Origin of the sequence: Bremerella volcania, assembly GCF_007748115.1 — a bacterium.
Classification (GTDB): Bacteria; Planctomycetota; Planctomycetia; order Pirellulales; family Pirellulaceae; genus Bremerella; species Bremerella volcania.
Window position 1 is genome coordinate 1475317 of the sequence record NZ_CP036289.1, and the last position, 18088, is coordinate 1493404.

Annotated in this window: 21 protein-coding genes; 11 read left to right on the top strand and 10 right to left on the bottom strand. The window is 56.7% G+C overall.

Annotation, left to right across the window (positions count from 1 at the left end; genetic code table 11):
• Positions 1-8: 8 nt before the first annotated feature.
• Genes Pan97_RS05930 through Pan97_RS05940 form a run of 3 tightly spaced genes read right to left on the bottom strand, consistent with a single transcriptional unit; the run spans position 9 to position 1365 of the window.
• The gene (locus Pan97_RS05930; protein ID WP_144971209.1) at positions 9-308 is read right to left on the bottom strand and encodes a hypothetical protein; all 300 of its coding nucleotides are present in this window, start codon (positions 306-308) and stop codon (positions 9-11) included.
• 26 nt (positions 309-334) lie between these two features.
• Positions 335-982, bottom strand: coding sequence for a DUF4123 domain-containing protein (locus Pan97_RS05935; RefSeq protein ID WP_165698631.1), 648 nt, complete (start codon positions 980-982; stop codon positions 335-337).
• Entirely contained in the window at positions 982-1365 is a 384-nt protein-coding gene (locus tag Pan97_RS05940; RefSeq protein WP_144971211.1) for a PAAR domain-containing protein, read from the bottom strand. The genes Pan97_RS05935 and Pan97_RS05940 overlap by 1 nt, the downstream gene beginning before the upstream one ends.
• 264 nt (positions 1366-1629) lie before the next feature.
• Here Pan97_RS05940 and Pan97_RS05945 point away from each other — a divergent pair, with 264 nt between their 5' ends.
• Both Pan97_RS05945 and Pan97_RS05950 read left to right on the top strand, forming a co-directional pair.
• Entirely contained in the window at positions 1630-2067 is a 438-nt protein-coding gene (locus Pan97_RS05945) for a hypothetical protein (RefSeq protein WP_144971212.1), read from the top strand.
• A gap of 86 nt (positions 2068-2153) precedes the next feature.
• The gene (locus tag Pan97_RS05950; RefSeq protein WP_144971213.1) at positions 2154-3179 is read left to right on the top strand and encodes an HNH endonuclease; all 1026 of its coding nucleotides are present in this window, start codon (positions 2154-2156) and stop codon (positions 3177-3179) included.
• A 91-nt stretch (positions 3180-3270) separates the two neighbouring features.
• Here Pan97_RS05950 and Pan97_RS05955 read toward each other — a convergent pair whose 3' ends face one another.
• Positions 3271-4782, bottom strand: a complete 1512-nt coding sequence (locus tag Pan97_RS05955; protein WP_144971214.1) for a 2-isopropylmalate synthase — start codon at positions 4780-4782, stop codon at positions 3271-3273.
• A gap of 497 nt (positions 4783-5279) precedes the next feature.
• Between Pan97_RS05955 and Pan97_RS05960 the strand changes: the two genes are divergently transcribed.
• The 3 genes from Pan97_RS05960 (at position 5280) to Pan97_RS05970 (ending at position 7362) form a co-directional block, all read left to right on the top strand.
• Positions 5280-5522, top strand: a complete 243-nt coding sequence (locus Pan97_RS05960; protein ID WP_196782292.1) for a hypothetical protein — start codon at positions 5280-5282, stop codon at positions 5520-5522.
• Between the two features lie 133 nt (positions 5523-5655).
• Entirely contained in the window at positions 5656-6159 is a 504-nt protein-coding gene (locus tag Pan97_RS05965; protein ID WP_144971215.1) for a hypothetical protein, read from the top strand.
• A gap of 24 nt (positions 6160-6183) precedes the next feature.
• Positions 6184-7362, top strand: a complete 1179-nt coding sequence (locus tag Pan97_RS05970) for a hypothetical protein (protein WP_144971216.1) — start codon at positions 6184-6186, stop codon at positions 7360-7362.
• A gap of 197 nt (positions 7363-7559) precedes the next feature.
• Here the strand turns inward: Pan97_RS05970 and Pan97_RS05975 are convergent, their stop codons facing one another.
• On the bottom strand, positions 7560-7937 hold the full coding sequence (locus tag Pan97_RS05975; protein ID WP_144971217.1) for a hypothetical protein: 378 nt from the start codon (positions 7935-7937) through the stop codon (positions 7560-7562).
• 277 nt (positions 7938-8214) lie between these two features.
• Here Pan97_RS05975 and Pan97_RS05980 point away from each other — a divergent pair, with 277 nt between their 5' ends.
• Together Pan97_RS05980 and Pan97_RS05985 are read left to right on the top strand one after the other, a co-directional pair.
• A complete protein-coding gene (locus tag Pan97_RS05980) occupies positions 8215-8493 on the top strand; it encodes a ferredoxin family protein (protein WP_105350693.1) in 279 nt (92 codons plus the stop codon).
• A gap of 304 nt (positions 8494-8797) precedes the next feature.
• On the top strand, positions 8798-9112 hold the full coding sequence (locus Pan97_RS05985) for a hypothetical protein (RefSeq protein WP_144971218.1): 315 nt from the start codon (positions 8798-8800) through the stop codon (positions 9110-9112).
• A 115-nt stretch (positions 9113-9227) separates the two neighbouring features.
• Here Pan97_RS05985 and Pan97_RS05990 read toward each other — a convergent pair whose 3' ends face one another.
• Both Pan97_RS05990 and Pan97_RS05995 read right to left on the bottom strand, forming a co-directional pair.
• Complete coding sequence (locus tag Pan97_RS05990) at positions 9228-9665, bottom strand: hypothetical protein (protein WP_144971219.1); 438 nt, start codon at positions 9663-9665, stop codon at positions 9228-9230.
• Positions 9666-9779: 114 nt separating this feature from the next.
• Positions 9780-10775, bottom strand: a complete 996-nt coding sequence (locus Pan97_RS05995) for a DUF1559 domain-containing protein (protein ID WP_144971220.1) — start codon at positions 10773-10775, stop codon at positions 9780-9782.
• Positions 10776-11321: 546 nt separating this feature from the next.
• On the opposite strand from Pan97_RS05995, the gene Pan97_RS06000 reads away from it, so the two are divergent.
• The 4 genes from Pan97_RS06000 (at position 11322) to Pan97_RS06015 (ending at position 15058) form a co-directional block, all read left to right on the top strand.
• Positions 11322-12386, top strand: a complete 1065-nt coding sequence (locus Pan97_RS06000) for a 3-isopropylmalate dehydrogenase (protein ID WP_196782293.1) — start codon at positions 11322-11324, stop codon at positions 12384-12386.
• Between the two features lie 117 nt (positions 12387-12503).
• On the top strand, positions 12504-13280 hold the full coding sequence (locus Pan97_RS06005; RefSeq protein ID WP_144971222.1) for an SDR family NAD(P)-dependent oxidoreductase: 777 nt from the start codon (positions 12504-12506) through the stop codon (positions 13278-13280).
• 139 nt (positions 13281-13419) lie between these two features.
• Positions 13420-13779 carry an STAS domain-containing protein gene (locus tag Pan97_RS06010; RefSeq protein ID WP_144971223.1) on the top strand — a complete coding sequence of 120 codons (360 nt, stop codon included), beginning with the start codon at positions 13420-13422 and terminating at the stop codon, positions 13777-13779.
• Positions 13760-15058 (top strand): GspE/PulE family protein, encoded by a 1299-nt coding sequence (locus Pan97_RS06015; RefSeq protein ID WP_196782294.1) that lies wholly within the window; start codon positions 13760-13762, stop codon positions 15056-15058. Before Pan97_RS06010 ends, Pan97_RS06015 begins: the two co-directional genes overlap by 20 nt.
• 355 nt (positions 15059-15413) lie before the next feature.
• On the opposite strand, the gene Pan97_RS06020 is transcribed toward Pan97_RS06015, so the two are convergent.
• The 3 genes from Pan97_RS06020 to Pan97_RS06030 form a co-directional block, all read right to left on the bottom strand.
• Positions 15414-16484, bottom strand: a complete 1071-nt coding sequence (locus Pan97_RS06020) for a hypothetical protein (protein WP_144971224.1) — start codon at positions 16482-16484, stop codon at positions 15414-15416.
• A gap of 217 nt (positions 16485-16701) precedes the next feature.
• On the bottom strand, positions 16702-17436 hold the full coding sequence (gene mtnC, locus Pan97_RS06025; protein ID WP_144971225.1) for an acireductone synthase: 735 nt from the start codon (positions 17434-17436) through the stop codon (positions 16702-16704).
• Complete coding sequence (locus tag Pan97_RS06030; RefSeq protein ID WP_144971226.1) at positions 17436-18017, bottom strand: 1,2-dihydroxy-3-keto-5-methylthiopentene dioxygenase; 582 nt, start codon at positions 18015-18017, stop codon at positions 17436-17438. The genes mtnC and Pan97_RS06030 overlap by 1 nt, the downstream gene beginning before the upstream one ends.
• Positions 18018-18088: the final 71 nt, after the last annotated feature.

Sequence of the window (18088 nt, forward strand, 5' to 3'; positions counted from 1 at the left end):
AAGAAGGGTTAGTAGCCAAGTCGATCGGCAACTTCCGGATAGAGGGGGACGAGTTCTCGCAGCTTCTCCAGGTCCGATAAGAGATTGCTCTTCAATAGCTCATGGTCCACTTCGCCACGAGCCGGATAGCCGATGCCGGTTTCTTCGACAATCGCAACGATCAGGCGAATCAGCTTCAGGTCAACGAGTTGATACGTGTGGACGATCATTTCCACGCGAGCACGAACCTCTTGATCGGAATTTCGCAGCAGCTCTTCGCGCTGTGACGCGTAAAGATGTTGGATCGTGTTTTTGCTGATGCGTAGCATAGGTGTCGCCAGAATCTCTTATGGGATTAATCGGGAAGATTGGGATAGGCTCGGCGCGATGGAGTCGCAGGTGACCGAGTTTGAAAATGTGGACTTGGCAATGAGCCGTGCGGATGGCTCGGCGCGGCTAGTTCGTAATAGCGAGTGGATTGATGAACGCTTCGCGGGACATGCAGGATGCGTGACGTTCCCGCAAGCTCGCACAAGACGCAGTGGCAATCGCCAAAGAACTGCTTTCGCTCGACGTGGGTACAGCCTTGTAGAAACGGCCAAACCACGCGCGGATCATAAAACCGAAAGAAATACTCCTGCCCGCTTTCATCCTCTGCCAGGAAGATGCTTCGCGCGTGTTTCCGCATGGCCGTTTCGTCGGCGCTGGAGATCAAGAAGATGCCCAGGTTCTTTCCCCAACGCTGGCTCCACTGTTCGACGAATTCGGTCGACGCGTCAAACTGGATCAGGTACGGGGCGACCATCATCATCGCGTCGGCTGCCCGGCCTTCGAAGAGCATCTGGGGGTTCAGCTTGAACTTCTGCCGGCAAAGCACGACGAATTCCCAGTCTTGGGCCGCATCGACGATGGCATAGGTGTGCAGGTTCTCGTTGCCTCGCTCCGGCTGGGCGGCGAACTGAAGCATTTGACGCAGCAGCTGAGGGTCGACCGAATCGCTCACTACATTTGCCCGCATTCTGGACACGGCCCGCGACAGACCAGGGGCGTTCCGTTGGCCGCCGCGGCATTGAACGAAGCCGGACCGGGACCGCCACCCATGTCCCCGATAATCACCGTGGGAAAGCCCATCACCACCGAGCCTCCATGGACCGTCATGTCTCCCATCCGCGCGGCCGGCATGCCTGCGATAAAGACAGTGAGGGAACCCTTGGCGATCGCATCCGGCGGGCCGACGCACACGGCCATGTCGCCGACGCGTGCCGCCGGCATGCCCCCGATCAAAACGGTGGGGGCACCGATGCTGATCGGGCCACCAACATGAGGCTTCGGGCCGTCCGACAACGGGCAGACGTGCGGATCACTAATACGTGCTGCGGGTGGCATCGGTAGCGTTCTAACAAATGGTCAGGTTCTCGGTTCGTCATGATGTCACCCCAAGTTGGAGTGGTCTAGTTAAGATAGTAGTCATCATTGCGTAAATCAAATAAAAAAAGGCCATGAAGCAAACGAGTTTTTTGTTAAGCAAAACCTATGCAATAACAGGATAAAGATCGATGCAAACCAGGGATGTGCGTGGTTGGAAAATATCACCTTGGCCGTCCACTTACCCGAAAAGACCTTCCCCTCAACTAAGCTGAAAGTCACCGCATGTCGAACCCGTACGAAATCCCCAACCCTTCGCCGCAATCCCCAGGTTTAATATCGGAGGTGGCCGCTCCGGCGATTGCCCTGATGGTGATCTCGGCCCTGGCCGTCGTGGTTGGCATCCTCGGGCTGATGGGCGATGCCTTCCTGCTATTGTCCGGCGCCGTGGAACAACTGGAAGAAATGAATGACGGCCCGGTCTCCAAATACCAGAGCATCACCGTCCGCATCCTCTGGGGCATCGCCCTGGTTCTGGCCTCCGCCTACATCTTCTACGGCGCGCTGCAAATGAAACAACTCACAGGCTACACCGCCGCCAGAACCGCCGCGATGATTTCGGTGATTCCCTGTCTAGGCCCGTGCTGCTTTCTGGGGATCCCGTTCGGGATCTGGGCGCTGGTGGTGTTGGCTAAGCCTGAGGTGAGGGATGGGTTTCGTTAAGGGGCGTGGTTGAAATGTGGGTAACATTGAGGTCTCGACCCAGCCTACGGCACTAACACTACATTTCCTCGTGATTGGTACCACTTATGACTAACTCAACAAACGTACCATCAGATTCGATTTTTAATAGTATGAACTTGGGGGATGATGCTTGCTTTCTATGTGGTCAAAGAGCACCGCAAGTAAAGATGACTAGAGAGCATGTTTTTCCGCGTTGGCTTCAAAATAGGCATGATTTGTGGGATCAGGAATTATTTCTTCTTAACCACACGACAATCAAATACTCTAAGCTAACAGTACCCTGTTGCGAGAATTGCAATAGTTCCCATCTGAGCAAGCTAGAAGCGAAGATTGGTAGTGCGGTTCAGTCGGGATATTCGGAAGCCGTAAAGCTCTCATCTCTGGATGTCTACCAGTGGCTTGGGAAGATCTTTTACGGTGTCCTTCGAAAAGAACTTACTTTGCGACTTGACCGACAAAAACCTGATAAAGGCACGATAGCTGACCAGGAATTGCTCGAGGGGTTCTCGTCACTTCACTTGTTCATGCAATCAATACGACGACCATTTGAATTTCCAGATGGCGAGCCATTCTCTGTCCTAGTCGTAAACCTACACGATCTGGATAGTGTAGACTATTCATTCCAAGATAGCTTGCAGACCATGGTTTGCTCGATGCGAACAAAGGATGTTGGGTTCATTGTCACGCTGCAAGATTCGGGGATCATTAGAAATTCCTATGCTCGTTATGTAGCAGAGGTAGCCGGAAGAAAACTTCTACCGATTCAGTTTGATGAACTCTACGCTAGATGTCTCTATCAAGTTTCATTGATTAACCGGATACCAAAATTCATTACATCAGAATCGCAGGATCCAGATGGCTCGGTGACCGTCAATATGCTTCCTCTTCAGGGGCTGAGTTCTCGTCCTATTGTTGATGAATGGGATCAGACCGCTTTCGCGCACATTTTATCTGCCGTCTTAAGCAGATCGCATGATGACATTAAAGCCGAAAGCCTGTTTTCTCCACCAAACCTGGTGATGACATGGATGAGTGACGAGGAGGGCAAACTGAAACTAGTTGATGAAAATGGTAAGGCAATTGATGTCTAATTGTTTCATTAAATGGCATTAGAAAGCTAAGAGCCCAAAGCAACGCATCGCCTGGGCTCTTCTTCATTTCAAATTGCAACAGCCAATCCTATCAGCCACCAATCCGGTTCACCGCATCCAAAATTGCATGAACCGTCGCCTCCACCGTATCGGTCGAACTCCCGCGCCCGCGGGCAGTCTTCTTGCCGGACTCGATCTCCACGGTGACTTCCCCTAGGGCATCTCGGCCCAAGGTGGCGCTGTGGACCTGGAAGTCTTTGCAGGTGATGGGGACGCTGGTGATGCGTTCGATGGCCCAGAAGGCGGCGTCGATGGGGCCGTCTCCTTCCGAGATCTCGGCGGTCTCGGTTTCGTCGCCGCGACGCAGGGTCATCTTCACGTGGGGGGGCTTGCCGGTGCCGTGGGAGACCTCCAGGCTATCGAGCGTCCAGCCTTGGCGGACTTCGCCGCGGATCTGCTGGTCGCAAAGCGAGGCGATGTCGCCGTCGTAGATGTCCTTCTTTTTGTCGGCCAGCTTCTTGAACTCGTCGAACACTTCTTGCAGCTGTTCGGCGGTCAGGTGATAGCCGAGGGCCTTCGCGCGGTCGGACAACGCTGCCCGGCCGCTGTGCTTGCCGAGAACCAGGTCGGTCTTTTCGAGCCCGACGTCTTCGGGACGCATGATCTCGTAGGTGGTCGGCTCTTTGAGCATGCCGTCCTGGTGAATGCCAGACTCGTGGGCGAACGCGTTCCGGCCGACGATCGCCTTGTTGCGCTGCACCTGAAGTCCGGTGATGTTGGAAAGCAGCCGGCTGGTCGGCACCAGGCGCTTCGTGTTGATGTTGGTGCCGACGTTGTAGTAGTCGTGCCGCGTGCGCAGGGCCATGACCACTTCTTCCAGCGACGCGTTCCCGGCACGCTCGCCGATGCCGTTGATGGTGCACTCGATCTGACCGGCACCTGCTTCGACGCCTGCCAGGCTGTTGGCGACCGCCATGCCCAGGTCGTCGTGGCAGTGGACGCTGATGACCGCCTTGTCGATGTTGGGGACCCGGTTCTTCAGGTCGGCGATGACCTTGTACATGTGGTTGGGGGTGGCGTAGCCGACGGTGTCGGGGATGTTGACCGTCGTGGCCCCGGCGTCGATCGCCGCTTCCACCACGCGGCACAGGAAGTCCGGCTCGGTACGGGAAGCATCTTCCGGCGAGAACTCGACGTCGTCGCAGAAGCTCGCGGCCAGTTTCACGCCGTCGACGCCGCGCGAAACGATCTCCTCAGGCGTCATCCGCAACTTGAACTCGCGATGGATCGCGCTGGTAGCCAGAAAGACGTGAATCCGCGGCTGCTCGGAATGTTTTAATGCCTCCCATGCGCGCTCGATGTCTTTCGGGTTACAGCGAGCCAGGCCGCAGATCGAAGCGCCCTTGATGTTGGCGGCGATCTCTTTGACCGATTCAAAGTCGCCTGGCGAAGCGATGGGGAAACCGGCCTCGATGACGTCAACGCCGAGGTCGACCAGGGCCTGGGCGATCTCCATTTTCTCGGCGCGGTTCATGCTGGCCCCTGGCGATTGTTCGCCGTCGCGGAGCGTGGTGTCGAAGATTTTTACAGTCGGGGTACTCATAATTGTTTCGTAAGTAGTTAGGAGTGATTGTGGGTTGTGTGCCAGTTGAAATATCTCACCGCCGGCCGCAAGCCGGCCCGGCTAGGAGGAGGATCGACACACTGGCCACTCCGTCGAATTTGTGGAAAGCGGGGATCGCCATGATTTTATCAGGGGAACTTACGTCAACAAAAAAAGCCCTAAGGTATTGGGCCTTAGGGCTTTTGGTGATCTCGTTTTGTGCGAACGTGAAACCTTCCCTAACACCCGGAGGTGATCAGCAGCAGTTGCAGCAGCAGGAGGTTTTGGTTCATGGTTAAATCTTGCTCGGGTTCGAGTGGATTTGCTATGAATGACTCTACTTCCGCTTGCAGGTTCGGTCAACCGGGCGTTTTTTCGTAAACCGCGATTTCCTCGGACCTTAACGGCAATTTGGGCAAAATCGGCGGGGCATCTGTCCGATATTTCAAGCAGTCAGACTTCTAACCAATAGGCGGTCAGGAGAAGGGTACCAAGCCATGACGGATCGCTTGGACGTCACCAACGAACCAGAATACGGTCAGCCAAAGCCGAAAGCCGAGGACGAGCGCAAGCCGCGCCCGTTTCTGGGGGTGAAGTTTGATTGCTGCAGCATCTACTCGCGGATCTATCAGAACAAAGACCGCACGCACTACGTCGGCAACTGCCCCAAGTGTGCCAAGCAGATCCGCATTCGCATCGGCCACGGCGGCAGCAGCAACCGCTTCTTTACCGCGTATTAGACTGGGCCAACTTGGAAAGGTCTTCTCGCAGGTGCTATCGTGAAGTGATAGCACCCACGGCCGCGTCCATCTTGAGTCGCGGCATCAATTTCCGTACGATCTGCCGCCCCCAACTTTTTGGAAGATGGCTGTCATGATCGACTTCGACATTCAACGCTGCACGAAAAAGTGCCACGCCACCGAGCGCGAACTGCGCCCCGGCGACGAGTACTTTTCGGTCCTGGTCCCGGAAGGGGCCGAGGTGGTCCGGCAAGACTACAGCAAAGAGGCCTGGCAAGGCCCGCCCGAAAGCGCGATCTGTTGGTGGAAGGCCACCATCCCCGATCCTCAGTCGGCCAAGGTCAGTTGGGCCCCGCACGACATCATGCTCGATTACTTCGAGCAACTGTTGCAAGATCCTAAACAGCAAGATGCCGCTTACGTCGTCGCGCTGCTGATGGTGCGCCGCAAGATCGTGCGGATGGAAGAGACCGAGAAAGGAGAAGACGGCATCGAACGCATGGTGCTGGTTGGACTCAAACGCGAGGGGAACTACAAGATTCCTGTCGTCGAGCCAACCTCCCAGCGGATTGCCGAGATTCAAAACGAACTGACGTCGCTGCTTCAAACAGGCGACCAGCCAACGGACCAGCAGTAACAAAGTGAACGCAAGGATGCGCCAGTGACACAATTCAAGCTGCAGGGGATCGTCGCGATCTTGTTGGTTGGTTTCGCTTGCGGTGCCGGTTGCCCGCAATTTACTCAGCAGGTCGACCCGATGTATCAGCCCCCGGTCGTCTTCAATGCCCCGCCGACGATGGAGCAGTTGATGGCCCAGGTCAACATGAACACGCAGCGCGTGCAGTCGCTCGAATCAACCGGCGCGACGTTGGGCCTGCAGGGGTTTCCTTCGATCCGGGCTCAGATCTACATGATGCCCCCGACGAAGTTTCGCATGATTGGCGAAACGGCACTGACCGGTCAACTGTTGGACCTGGGCAGCAACGAGCAAGAGTTCTGGGTGTGGGGCCGCGGGTTCAACTCGCCAGGGCTGATGTATGCCCGGCACGACGAATTCAACCAGACGATGGCCAAAACGATGCTGCCGGTCGAACCAGGCTGGGTAGCCCAGGCCATGGGGCTGGCTCGCTTCGACCCCAACGACTTCCACCAGGGACCTTTCCCGACGGCATCCGGCAACTACGAGATCCGCACGACGATGAACTCTTCGGCCGGGCAGATCACCAAGGTTACCGTCATCGACAAGCAGTACGGCTACGTGCTCGAGCAGCACATGTACGACGCCGCGGGGCAGCCGATCGCTTCAGCGCTGGCCACCAATCACCGTTACGATCCCAGCTACGGCGTTTCGCTGCCGTACAAGGTCGACATTCGTCTGCCAAAGTCGGGGATGGACTTCTCGATCTCGGTGATCGGTTACCGCATCAATCAGCTGACCGAAGGGACCGGCACGTTCAGTCGACCGCAACGTCCTGATGTGCCTGAGATCAACCTGGTACATAATGCTGGGCAGCCGCTGCCTGGCGGTCAGGCCTACTCCAGCGGACAACCACTCCCCAGTGGTCAGCCGTTGCCGGGGGCACCGTATGCTCCCACGAGCCAGCCCTATCCTAATAACGGTCAGATGCTTCCCTCGGGACAGCCGCTGCCAGCTAATAACTACGCCCCTGTGCAGCAGGCACCAACCGGCTATCCGCAATCGAGCCCACCGTATCCGTCCGGAGGGGGCTTTCCGCTGGGAAGCAATACGCCCACCGGGGCCGTCAACGCGGTAAGGCCGGTGTACGAAACGGCCGCCCAGCAAGACTACCAGTCACCCCCGATCCGCGGACTGCATTAGTCCTGCAAAGAGACGGGTGGCTCAGAGAGTTATCCCTGAGTGGCCACCGGCCACAAGCGGCTCATGTATCACCGGTGAGTTGGAGCGAACGTTCTCATTGGCAACATCCAATTCGCCGACCTTACCAGGGGCTCGCGCCCCTGGCTATTATCTGTCGCCCCGTTGGGGCTAAGGAGACTTCGTCGATCGCTCGCGTGCTATGCCGCCGAGCCTGGGATCTGTAATCGCCGGGCGGAGTCATCTTTGAGCGCGGTTTGGATTCGCTGCTGGGCGACTCGGTCTTGGAGTTCCAGGATCACAATCCGCCGAGAGGCCACGGTCAGGAATGTCGTGAAGCTTCCGCTTGTGTCGAATCGGCGTAGAATCTCCAGATCGTTTTCCGCCAGTCGCTCGAAGGTGGCGACCACGACGGCGTCGGCTTCCTTCTGGGTGAGGGTCCATTTCTGGCTCTGCCGGGCATGCTGCACCACCTGAATGACGGTGCTGGTATAGCGATCGATAAACCGCCGCCAGTTCGCGGTAGGGGATGCGAAAAGGTCTTCCAACAGTTGAAGATCGGCGGAACTGGCTTTCATGGCTACACTCTGGGCGATAAAACGACGCGAATTGAGACTGAGAGAAAGTAAATAACTTGAGACTTATGCTCAATACAGGTTTTCACTTGGGATATGGGGCCAAATGAGGCATGGCTGCCTTGACAACTTATTGAGACAGGAATAAAAAACGAGGAGAAGGTCGCGACTGAATACCTTTCATAGACGCGACTTGCGATTGGGGGCAAGATCAACTGTAGCTGCCCCGCTGACGAGAACATGTTTTCAACACCGCTTTAGTGGTCAGGAGATACCTAGGATGACTCACGTAGTCTGCGAACCGTGCTTTAACTGCAAGTACACGGATTGCGTCGTTGTTTGCCCCGTCGAGTGCTTCTACGAAGGGGACAAGATTCTCTACATTCATCCCGAAGAATGCATCGACTGCGAAGCGTGTGTGCCTGAGTGTCCCGTGGAAGCGATCTTCCACGAAGACAACGTGCCTGAAGAATGGAACGGCTTCATCGAACTGAACGCCGAGATGGCACCACAGTGCGAAGTGATCACCGAAAAGAAAGAGCCACTGGCCGATCAATAGTCGGCGTTCGGACTCCTGGCGTGAGTAAAATAGATCAAAGTCGCAACCCAAAGGTTGCGACTTTTTTCATGCGCGGATCGAACGAACGAGGCGAAAACGATACGCAAGTCCCTGCGACGCTCGAAGCTACTTTCACGAATGAAGTCAAGTCGATTTCACGCATATTTTCGCGGTAACTCGTCTGCTGCGTTTTATTCCACAGACTCGTATTGCTTCGCGATGTTTAACAAGGTTAGGATGAAAAACTGCTTACCTGCCGTGTTCTACACGGCCTTATCAAGTGCCAAAAGGAAGGACCTATCTGATGAGTCAATTTACTTGCCAGTGTTGCCAGCAAGTTTTTGACAAAAGCTGTGATCCGTGCTTTGTAGTCCGTGTCACTGCGTTTCTGGAGATTGAGCCTTACTTCGACGAAACCGATTACGACGATACCGACCGAGATAATCTCTCGGTTCTCGCTGACACTCTCGAACAGGTTTACCCCATCGAAGACCCCACGCTGCACGAGGATCAAACCCCGCAGGATTTCCGGCTCTGCCGTGATTGCTACCAGCAATACATGCGAGATCCTGTCGGTCGCGAGAATCAGGCCGCGCAGATCTCGTTCAGCGAGAATTAGCCGCACCGAGTCATCTCGGTGTGACCTTTGCTTGATGCCCACTGCGCACCGATGATCGTGCGCCAGAGGTGGATCGTCTCGCGACATGGGCCAGCGCCGGCAGCCAGTCAGGTGCTTACTTCGTCAGATCCCACGCCAACTGATTGCCGCCGGCGGCATCGATCTCGACCGTGAGTTCGGAGTTTTGATTGTACTGGGCAGGGATGTACTGCACCGGCACGGTCCCCGCTCCGCCGACTTCCATGCTTCGCTTCATGTCGGCCGAAAGCTTCTTGGGATCTTCCAGGCGTGTCGCCGTGATGCGCACGATCTTCTTGCCTGGCGTGGCACTTAACTGAAACTTGCCGTCGTGGATCGAAGCGGCATAGGGACGCTCGCCCGCTTGAACCGGTTCGAGAATCACTTTGCCGCTTTCCAACGGGCTGCCGTCAAAAGTCACCGTGCCGTAAACCAGCGTCGTGCCATCGCCATTGCCAGCCGAGCAACCGGCGGCGGCAATCAATAGACAGCACGAAAGCAGGCAAGCCAACCGAAAGGTCCATGAGATGTTCATTGCGATCACCAGGAAATGAATAAGGACGTGGAATGAAGAAAAGACAAGCAGTACCGACGTGGCTTGCGCGAGCGTCGGGCACTGCCTGTCATGAGGCCGAATCAAAGAGCGAGATCAAAAGTTGCCGAGAACTTCACCGTTGCCAGTCGTTCCCAGGGCTCGCCAGGTGGTGAGATCAATCGTCTCGGGAACGAACCGCACCGAAGCGTCCCCCAGCACCGTATTCACGCCGCCAGCGTGGTAGCTGCGAGCCGAGTTGCGGTAACCGCCGCTCGAGTTGTTGTCGTCGTAGCCGACGTCTTCGCAGGGAGCGATGCGGTCCCAGTCGCCATTGGTGCATTCGTTGTTGTTGGTATCGCTACGAACGATCAGGTCCGGCAGCGAAGTGTTGGGGGATTGCTGCGTCGAAAAGAAGCCTTCGCCGTGGTTCGCTCCCTGCCAGTAGCCGCCGGCATCATAAATGTGTCCCGGGCGATTGGCGCCGCGAATGATCGCTTCGCTCCCCATCACCGTGTTCGAGCTACCGTCGGTGAGGTCGTTAAAGCCGGTGCTCGAATCGTAGTAGAACATCCCCTTGGTACTGTTCGACGGGTTGGCCGTCCGCTTGAAGAAGTCGGCACCATTGCACAGCACGTAGTTGCCTACCTGGTTGCCTCGACAGTAAGCGGGGTTATTCGGCTCGGAAGGGCAGTTGAAGATGCTGATCACTGCGCCCCCCAGGAGGCTTCCCTTGAAGGTCGAGGGAACCGTGTAAACGTACGAGTAGCCGCCGCTCAGATTGCCACCGCTGGACTTGGGAGTGCGGATGCATTCTTCGTAAACCCCTTGCAGCGCGTCTTGCTCGACGAACGGCAGAATCCGCTGAAACCAGCAGTCGCGGTTGCCGATGTTGCCCAGGCGAAAGCCATACGGGAAATTGCCATGGGTGTCGTGATAGTTGTGAAGTGCCAGGCCAAGTTGCTTGAGGTGATTGGTGCACTGCATGCGGCGAGCCGCCTCTCGGGCTTGTTGAACTGCAGGCAACAAAAGAGCAATCAAGATGCCGATGATCGCGATGACCACCAGCAGTTCGACCAGCGTGAAACCAGGCTTGCGAGAGCGGACGTTCATGAGATTCTCCAAAACTGAAAAAAATACGAAAGTTAGAATTATGCGAAGAAAACGGGTGTTTTTCAGGAAGGTCAAGCCATGCGACTTGCGACCGACACGCCGCTGGGGCACTTTCAGGAGTGGCTCAATGCGACGCGATCTAGTTTAGAGGGGCCTGGATTTAATTTGCAACAAAGTTGACTGCCAGGAAACACTTAAATCATGCTTTCTTCACTCTCTCTTCATGTACTCAAACGTAACGGGGCCATTTCCGCGCGACTGCACAGTTGAGAGAAGGTGCCTTGCCGTCGGCCACTTTCGCGAGCTAACCGACAGGAGCCTCCTCGTGGTGAAGATAAGTTGTGAGGATGACTCGGTTTACGAAGGAACTTTGACGCCGGCCGTTTGACGCCTGGCGAGGGCCTGGAGGGCCGTTGTTCCTCCTCCGAATGACGGATAAACTGAAGGTTTGACCGCATGTTGGCCTGATTGATTAGCGACTGGCCGCCAAGTGGCGGTCGTGATGAACAACGAACTGCACCCCTACCTTCCAAAAAGATGTCGAACATGAAAATTGCCGTAATTGGTGGAGATGGAACTGGACCTGAAGTAACCGCGGAAGCCCTGAAAGTGATGGACGCAGCCGCGAAGTTGGAAGGTTTCACCATCGAAACGACCGAGTTCGGTTTTGGTGGGGATCATTACCTGAAGACAGGTGAAATCCTGCCGGAAGGTGCCGTAGACCAACTGCGTAAGTTCGACGCCATCTTCCTCGGAGCGATCGGTCACCCCGACGTCGCCCCTGGTATTCTGGAAAAAGGCTTGCTGCTGCAGCTTCGATTTCAGTTGGACCAATACATCAACTTGCGTCCGGTGAAGCTGTACCCAGGCGTCGATACTCCGCTGAAGGACAAGGGGCCGGAAGAAATCGATTTCGTCGTCGTGCGTGAAAACACGGAAGATCTTTACGCCGGTATCGGTGGTTTCCTGAAGAAGGGGACCGCGGACGAAGTCGCCACGCAGACCGCCATATATACCCGCAAAGGTTGCGAGCGTTGGCTGCGTTGGGCTTTCGAGTACACCCAGAAGCGAAACAACCCGAAGGGTAAGAAACTGACCCTGGTCGCCAAGACCAACGTGCTGACCTACGGGCACGACCTGGTGTGGAGAACCTTCCAGGAAGTCGCCAAGGATTACCCCGACGTCGAGCCGGACTACAACCACGTCGATGCCTGTTGCATGTGGATGGTCAAGAACCCCGAGTACTACGACGTGATCGCCACGACCAACATGTTCGGCGACATCATCACCGACTTGGCCGGCATCCTGCAGGGCGGCATGGGTGTGGCTGCCGGCGGCAACATCAACCCGGATGCAGGCGGTACCAGCATGTACGAACCCATGGGGGGAAGTGCTCCGAAGTACACCGGCAAGAACGTGATCAACCCGATCGCGGCAATCAGCGCCGGGGCCATGCTGCTGGAACACACCGGTCAGCCGGCTGCCGGGGCACGCGTTTTGAAGGCCATCCAAACCGTTACCGGTACCAAGATGAAGAGCCAAAGTGCCGGCAAGATGGGCTACGGAACGACGGAAGTGGGCGACCTGGTCGTCGAAGCACTCGGCGGCTAACTGCCACAATCCGAAACCCAACCATCAGAACAGACAGGGGGTCACGACCGAGAAACTCGGTCGAGGCCCCTTTTTTTAAATGCACCTCAATTCGCGGGAGGCAAAAGGAAAACTGCCATGAGCGTAAAAAGCCTCTTTGATCTGACAGGTCGCGCCGTTCTCGTTACCGGGGGAAGCAAGGGGATCGGTAAGACCGTTGCCCGAGCGTTCGCCGAATGTGGAGCGAATGTCTGCATCACGGCCCGTCATCAAGACGAATTGGAAGCCGCCGCTGACGAAATCGCCCAGGGGCTGAGTGTCCAGGTCGAGTACCGCGTCTGCGACATGGGGGACCGCCAAGAGGTGGGCGCGATGGCGGTCGATGTTTTGCAAACATTTGGGGGGATCGACGTGCTGGTGAACAACGCCGGAACAAACAAACCTCAAATCTTAACGGAAACTACCGACGAAGTTTGGGATGAAGTGTTAGAACTGAACTTCACCGCGTGCATGCGTTTAGCTCGTCATGTCGTCCCTAGCATGAAGGAAAAAGGTTGGGGGCGAATCATTCACCTTTCCAGTGTCATGGCGATGGCTTCCAATCCTGGTCGGGGGCTGTATTCCGGAACGAAAGCAGCACTTATTGGGATGGCCAGGGCGCATGCGTTAGAATTGGGTCCATACGGCATTACCGTCAATTGCATATGCCCCGGCCCAATCGCGACCGACCTCCCCATGAGCTTGTTAAACGACGAGCAAAAAAAACGTTTCGCCGAGCGGACCGCCGTGAAAAGGTGGGGGGAAACGATCGACATGGTGGGGCCTGCCTTGTTGCTAGGTAGCGATGCCGGTGCCTACATTACAGGGACGACCATCCTTGCTGATGGCGGATTGATTTGCCGAACGTTCGACTAAAACTGCGCAGCTTGCTGGTTGCCCCAGGGTTATCCGGCAAGTCTTTTCCTGGTGCAGCGTGCGTTGAACGACGACTCGATGTGACTACTTAATAGATCAGCGCCTTCGCAACCGCGAGACGCGACGACTTGGCTTGCTCATGAATCTACAGATCATCTCAACCAAAGACAGCCACGTTCATATCGCCGTATCTGGCAAAGTCAGCCAGGACGGCATCCCCCGCGACAAAGAGCCCATTTCGAGTCTATTGGGGCCAGATGCTTACACCCTGACGGTGCTGCTGGACCTCAAAGATACGGAAGTGATTGACTCGAGCGGCATCGGCTGGCTTCTGGTTTGTCACAAACGTTTCGCCGAGAAGGGGGGGCGCATGATTTGTTATTCGGCACCTCCCGCGGTTGCCAACGTCTTTAAATTGATGCGCATGGATCTTGTCTTTGATAACGCGGCCAACGCCGCGGAAGCGGAGAAACTAGCTGGTGTCAACGCAGAAACATAATTCGAATGGGGTCGATTCGTCGCAAGAGATCGACCGTGGCCACAAGCACGATCGCTCGCAAGGCATCGACTTCACGCACGTCAAAATGAGCAATCTCGATACGGAAGCCCAGATGCGGCTTCTGATCGAGCATTCGTCGATGACCGGTGCCAGCGATCTGTTTATCTTCGCTGGCGAGCCTGAGTACCAGGTCGCGATGCGGTTATGGGGTCGGATGCGGCCCATCACCAGTCTGCCGTCCGCTGAAGGGCGTCAACTGTTGAACTACGTCAAGGCGCTCGCCGGAATCGATATCACCGAGCGTCGCCGGCCACAGGATGGCCGTTGGATCTATCGCGACGACGAGAAAGTCATCGACCTCCGGTTGAACCTGATTCCGACCCGCGAAGGGGAAGACCTCACGGTTCGCTTGCTCGACCGTGAAAACAACCTGCTGTCGATCGACGAGATCGGTCTCGGTCGTCACGACCGCAACGCGTTGATGGAAATGCTGCAGTCGTCTTCCGGGCTTGTGCTGGTCACTGGCCCGACCGGCACCGGCAAAACCACCACGCTGTACGCTTGCCTGCAGCATCTCAACGACGGCAATCGCAAGATCAATACCCTCGAAGATCCGATCGAGTTCTCGCTACCTGGCATTCGTCAATCGCAAGTCAACTTGAAGGTCGGGCTTGACTTTTCGGACCTCCTGCGGGGCGTCATTCGTCAGCAGCCGGACGTGATCATGGTGGGCGAAATTCGCGACAAGGAAACGGCAGTCACCGCCGTGCGTGCCGCCAATAGTGGCCATCTTGTGTTCGCCACGCTACATGCTCCGGTCGCCACTGGTGCCGTGCAAAGCATGTTGTCCTTCGATATCCATCCTTACTTTCTGGCCAGTTGTTTGCGGGGTGTGATCGCCCAGCGCCTGGTCCGCGTCCTCGATCCCGAGACTCGCGTGAAGTATGAACTGGGTGCCGCCGGCAATACGTTCGCCGACATCGAGTCGCTGCTGGAAGATGGCCAAGGGACTTACTTCTACGGTCCCGATCCGACGGCCGAAAACGAAGGGTACAAAGGCCGTACGGCGATCTTCGAGATGGTCACCATCAACAAGACGCTCCGCGATGCGATCATCAACCGCAAGCCCACCCACGAGCTGGAACAACTGGCCGAAGGGATGGGCATGATCACCTTCCGCAAGGCCGCCATGCTGAAAGTCGCCCGCGGCGAAACGAGCATGGAAGAAGTCTTCAAAAGCGTCCCCGTCGAATACCTCGACCTGGAAACGACCGGCTAATCGCGGTCTTGCGATCGCAATATCTTGTCCCCTCTCCCTCGCAGGGAGAGGGTTTCCTGAGCGACGTTTCCCTCGAATCGCCTAACGAATCAGGCTGGCCCAGAGATTTCTCTCTGGGTGGCCGCAGGCCACAAGCGGCTCATGCATCGAGTAGAAACAAGAGGGATTGATTCTATCTTGGTAACGTCCACTCGTTTGCCGCTTGTCGGCGATGGGTACACAGGTTTCGCATGCAATTCTTGACCTGCGAAAGGCCCCCTCACCCTAACCCTCTCCCCCGAGGACGGTGGAGAGGGGACAGGAAAAGAACCTGTTATCTCTCGCTTAACCCCTTACCCATCACTCACTCAATACCTTACTCATCACTCACTTCAATCGTGATGGGCGCGTTGGCGATCGTTTTGTCGAGGGCGCGTGAGTTGGCTAAAGGGCGTAAGCCGCTGCAGCCGTCCATCAGGGACTTCGCTTGCTGGAACCGGAAGTAAGCATCGACCACCGGCGGCGGCAACTCGCGGGTTGCCTGTTTGGGGGAACGGGCCAGGTACTGGTCGATGTTGCCGATCGGTTTGCTCGGGCGAACGATCGACGTCAGGTAATCCAGCGGCGAATCCTTCCTGCGATCGTGGATCTCGTCGGCGTACTTGCGTTTCGTCTCAATCCAGCGCGACTCTTCCTGGATGTAACGTTCGGCCACCTCGGCGGCGTAACGTTCGCCGGCCTGGTAGATGGCCACGGTGTACTGCGACTCCGGCAGCTCGGTTTCCTGCGACGGTGCCCCGGGCACAACTGACTGGCGAATCTTCGCCTGGCAGCGAACGCTCATCGTATCGGCCGACCAGCTTTCCGGCACGGCCAGCACGATGCCGAGCATGGTCGTACCTTCCAGGCTCGTTTGCTTGGTACGGTTGAAGCGAAAGTAGACGCCGCGGCCGCGATGAATCGTTCCGCTGGCAGCCACCAGCTTCAGCTCCGGTAGGACGTCTACCTTTTCGACGGTGGCCTGCTTGCGGTTGAAGCCGAGGGTCGCGTCGGCTCCCAGGCTTTTGTCGAAACGCTCGTTCGCCGAAAGCTTGCCGTTCAGATCGAGTTCGGTGCGGTTCTCTTTCGAGATGTTACCGGCGTAAGGGCTCTGCAAAGTGGTTTGCGGCGAGAAGTCTTCGATCTGAATGCGTGGGTTGTGCAACTCGACGAAGAAGGTCGTTTCGATCAGGTCATCCGCGACGCGCGAGTCGACCATCGTCGAGATCATCAAGTCCATCTGTAGCAGACGAAAACCGGGACGAGCATTTTGAAACTCGGGCGTCGTCACGTCATTCGCCGGGGTGAGGTACCCGACGTCAAACTGAACGGGGGAGCCTGCCCATACAAGCGCCGGGCTGGTAGCAAGAATGCTGACGACGGTCAGAGTGCAGAGGATGCGAACCATGTTTGCTGGCCTTTTTAATGCGAGTCCGTAGTGGTCTTCGCGGCTTCAAAGCAGGTCGCATTCCGTGCGAGAAAGAAAGTCCTATCCGTCCGTGCTTGCCGAATCGATTTCGATCGTTGTCATCGTACGGTACGCATCGAAGTCGACAAGTGTTGGGCAGGCCGAGCCCAAAAGATGGCAAGATTTGCGGATTTCTCCGCCTGCTGGCGATGCAACGCTAGCCGATAGAAACCTGGGCGAAGCTGGTGATCGCCTCGTGCGTGTGGCCATCTTCCACCGGTTTGTTGCCGGGGCGAATGCTCAGCCGGGTATCCATGCCGATCTCTTTGGCGGCATCTAGCTCGGCCACGATATCGCTGATGAACAGCACCTTTTCGGCGGCCTCGCCCACCGCGGCGGCAATCGTGTCGTAGCTTTTGGCTTCCTTCTTGGGGCCGGTCGTCGTATCGAAGTGGCCGGAGAAGTACTTCAAGAGGTTACCGGCTTCGCTGTGTCCAAAGAACAGCTTCTGGGCCCCGATGCTGCCGGACGAATAGATGTAGACGCGAAGCCCGGCCGAGGTCCAGGCCTCGAGCGCTTCCGGCACGTCGTCGTAAACCTGGGCGACTAACTCGCCGCGTTCGAAGCCATCCTTCCAGATCATCCCCTGCAAGGCCTTCAGCCCGGTCGCTTTAATGTCGCCATCCATCAGCCGACGAATCTCGGCCGCGACCTCAGCACGTCGCTCGGCTTCGTCGGCGCAGTCGGCCGTCCAAGTGGCGAAGTCTTCGCAACCCGCATCCTGGGCGATCTGATCGAGAACAGGGGCAAGCGCCGGGTCGTTCCACTCGCACTTGAGGTAGTTGTCAAGCTCGCGCAGGACGTAGGGGAACATGACGTCGAACACGTACGAAACGCTCGAAGTCGTTCCTTCGATGTCCAGCAGAATGACGTTCCAGGCTGGTGCCGCCATTAGAGCTTCACCACCGGATCGATGTCGTCGGCTTTGGCCAGGTAGTCAGGACCCCAGCACAGCGGCGAATACTTCACGTGCACGCCATCTTCCATGTAGTGCGGCGTCCAGCCCGATGGGTCTTCGAACAGGCGAATGCAGCGGATATGGCGATCGCTGCACAGGTTGAACCAATGCTGCGTGTCGCGCGGCACGTTGATCAGGTCGCCCGATTCGACGAGGACGGCGAAGACCGGGCCGTTTTCCGGATTGATGTGAAAGACGCCGCGTCCTTCAACGGTGAAGCGGACTTCGTCTTCGCTGTGGGTATGTTCTTTGTTGAACTTCTCGAGCATCGCGTCGAGGTTGGGCGTTTCTGGCGAGACGTTGATGACGTCGGCCGTGACGAAACCGCCTTGTTCTTTCAGGCGATCGATCTCGGGCTTGTACGCTTCCAGGATCTCTTCGTTGGTGGCCTTTTCCCCGATGCGGCCGGCGACGTCCCACTTTTCATACCAGATGCCAAACGGCTTGAGGAAGTCGCTGATCTCCGAAGCGTCGGTGATGGTTCGGTTTTCGTCAGGTACGGAAATGCTGGCCATGGTGCCGATCTCTCCCTTCGCCTCAAAGGGGCGAAACTAGTTCTGGATGACGTGTGCGAAAAGTGATTGGA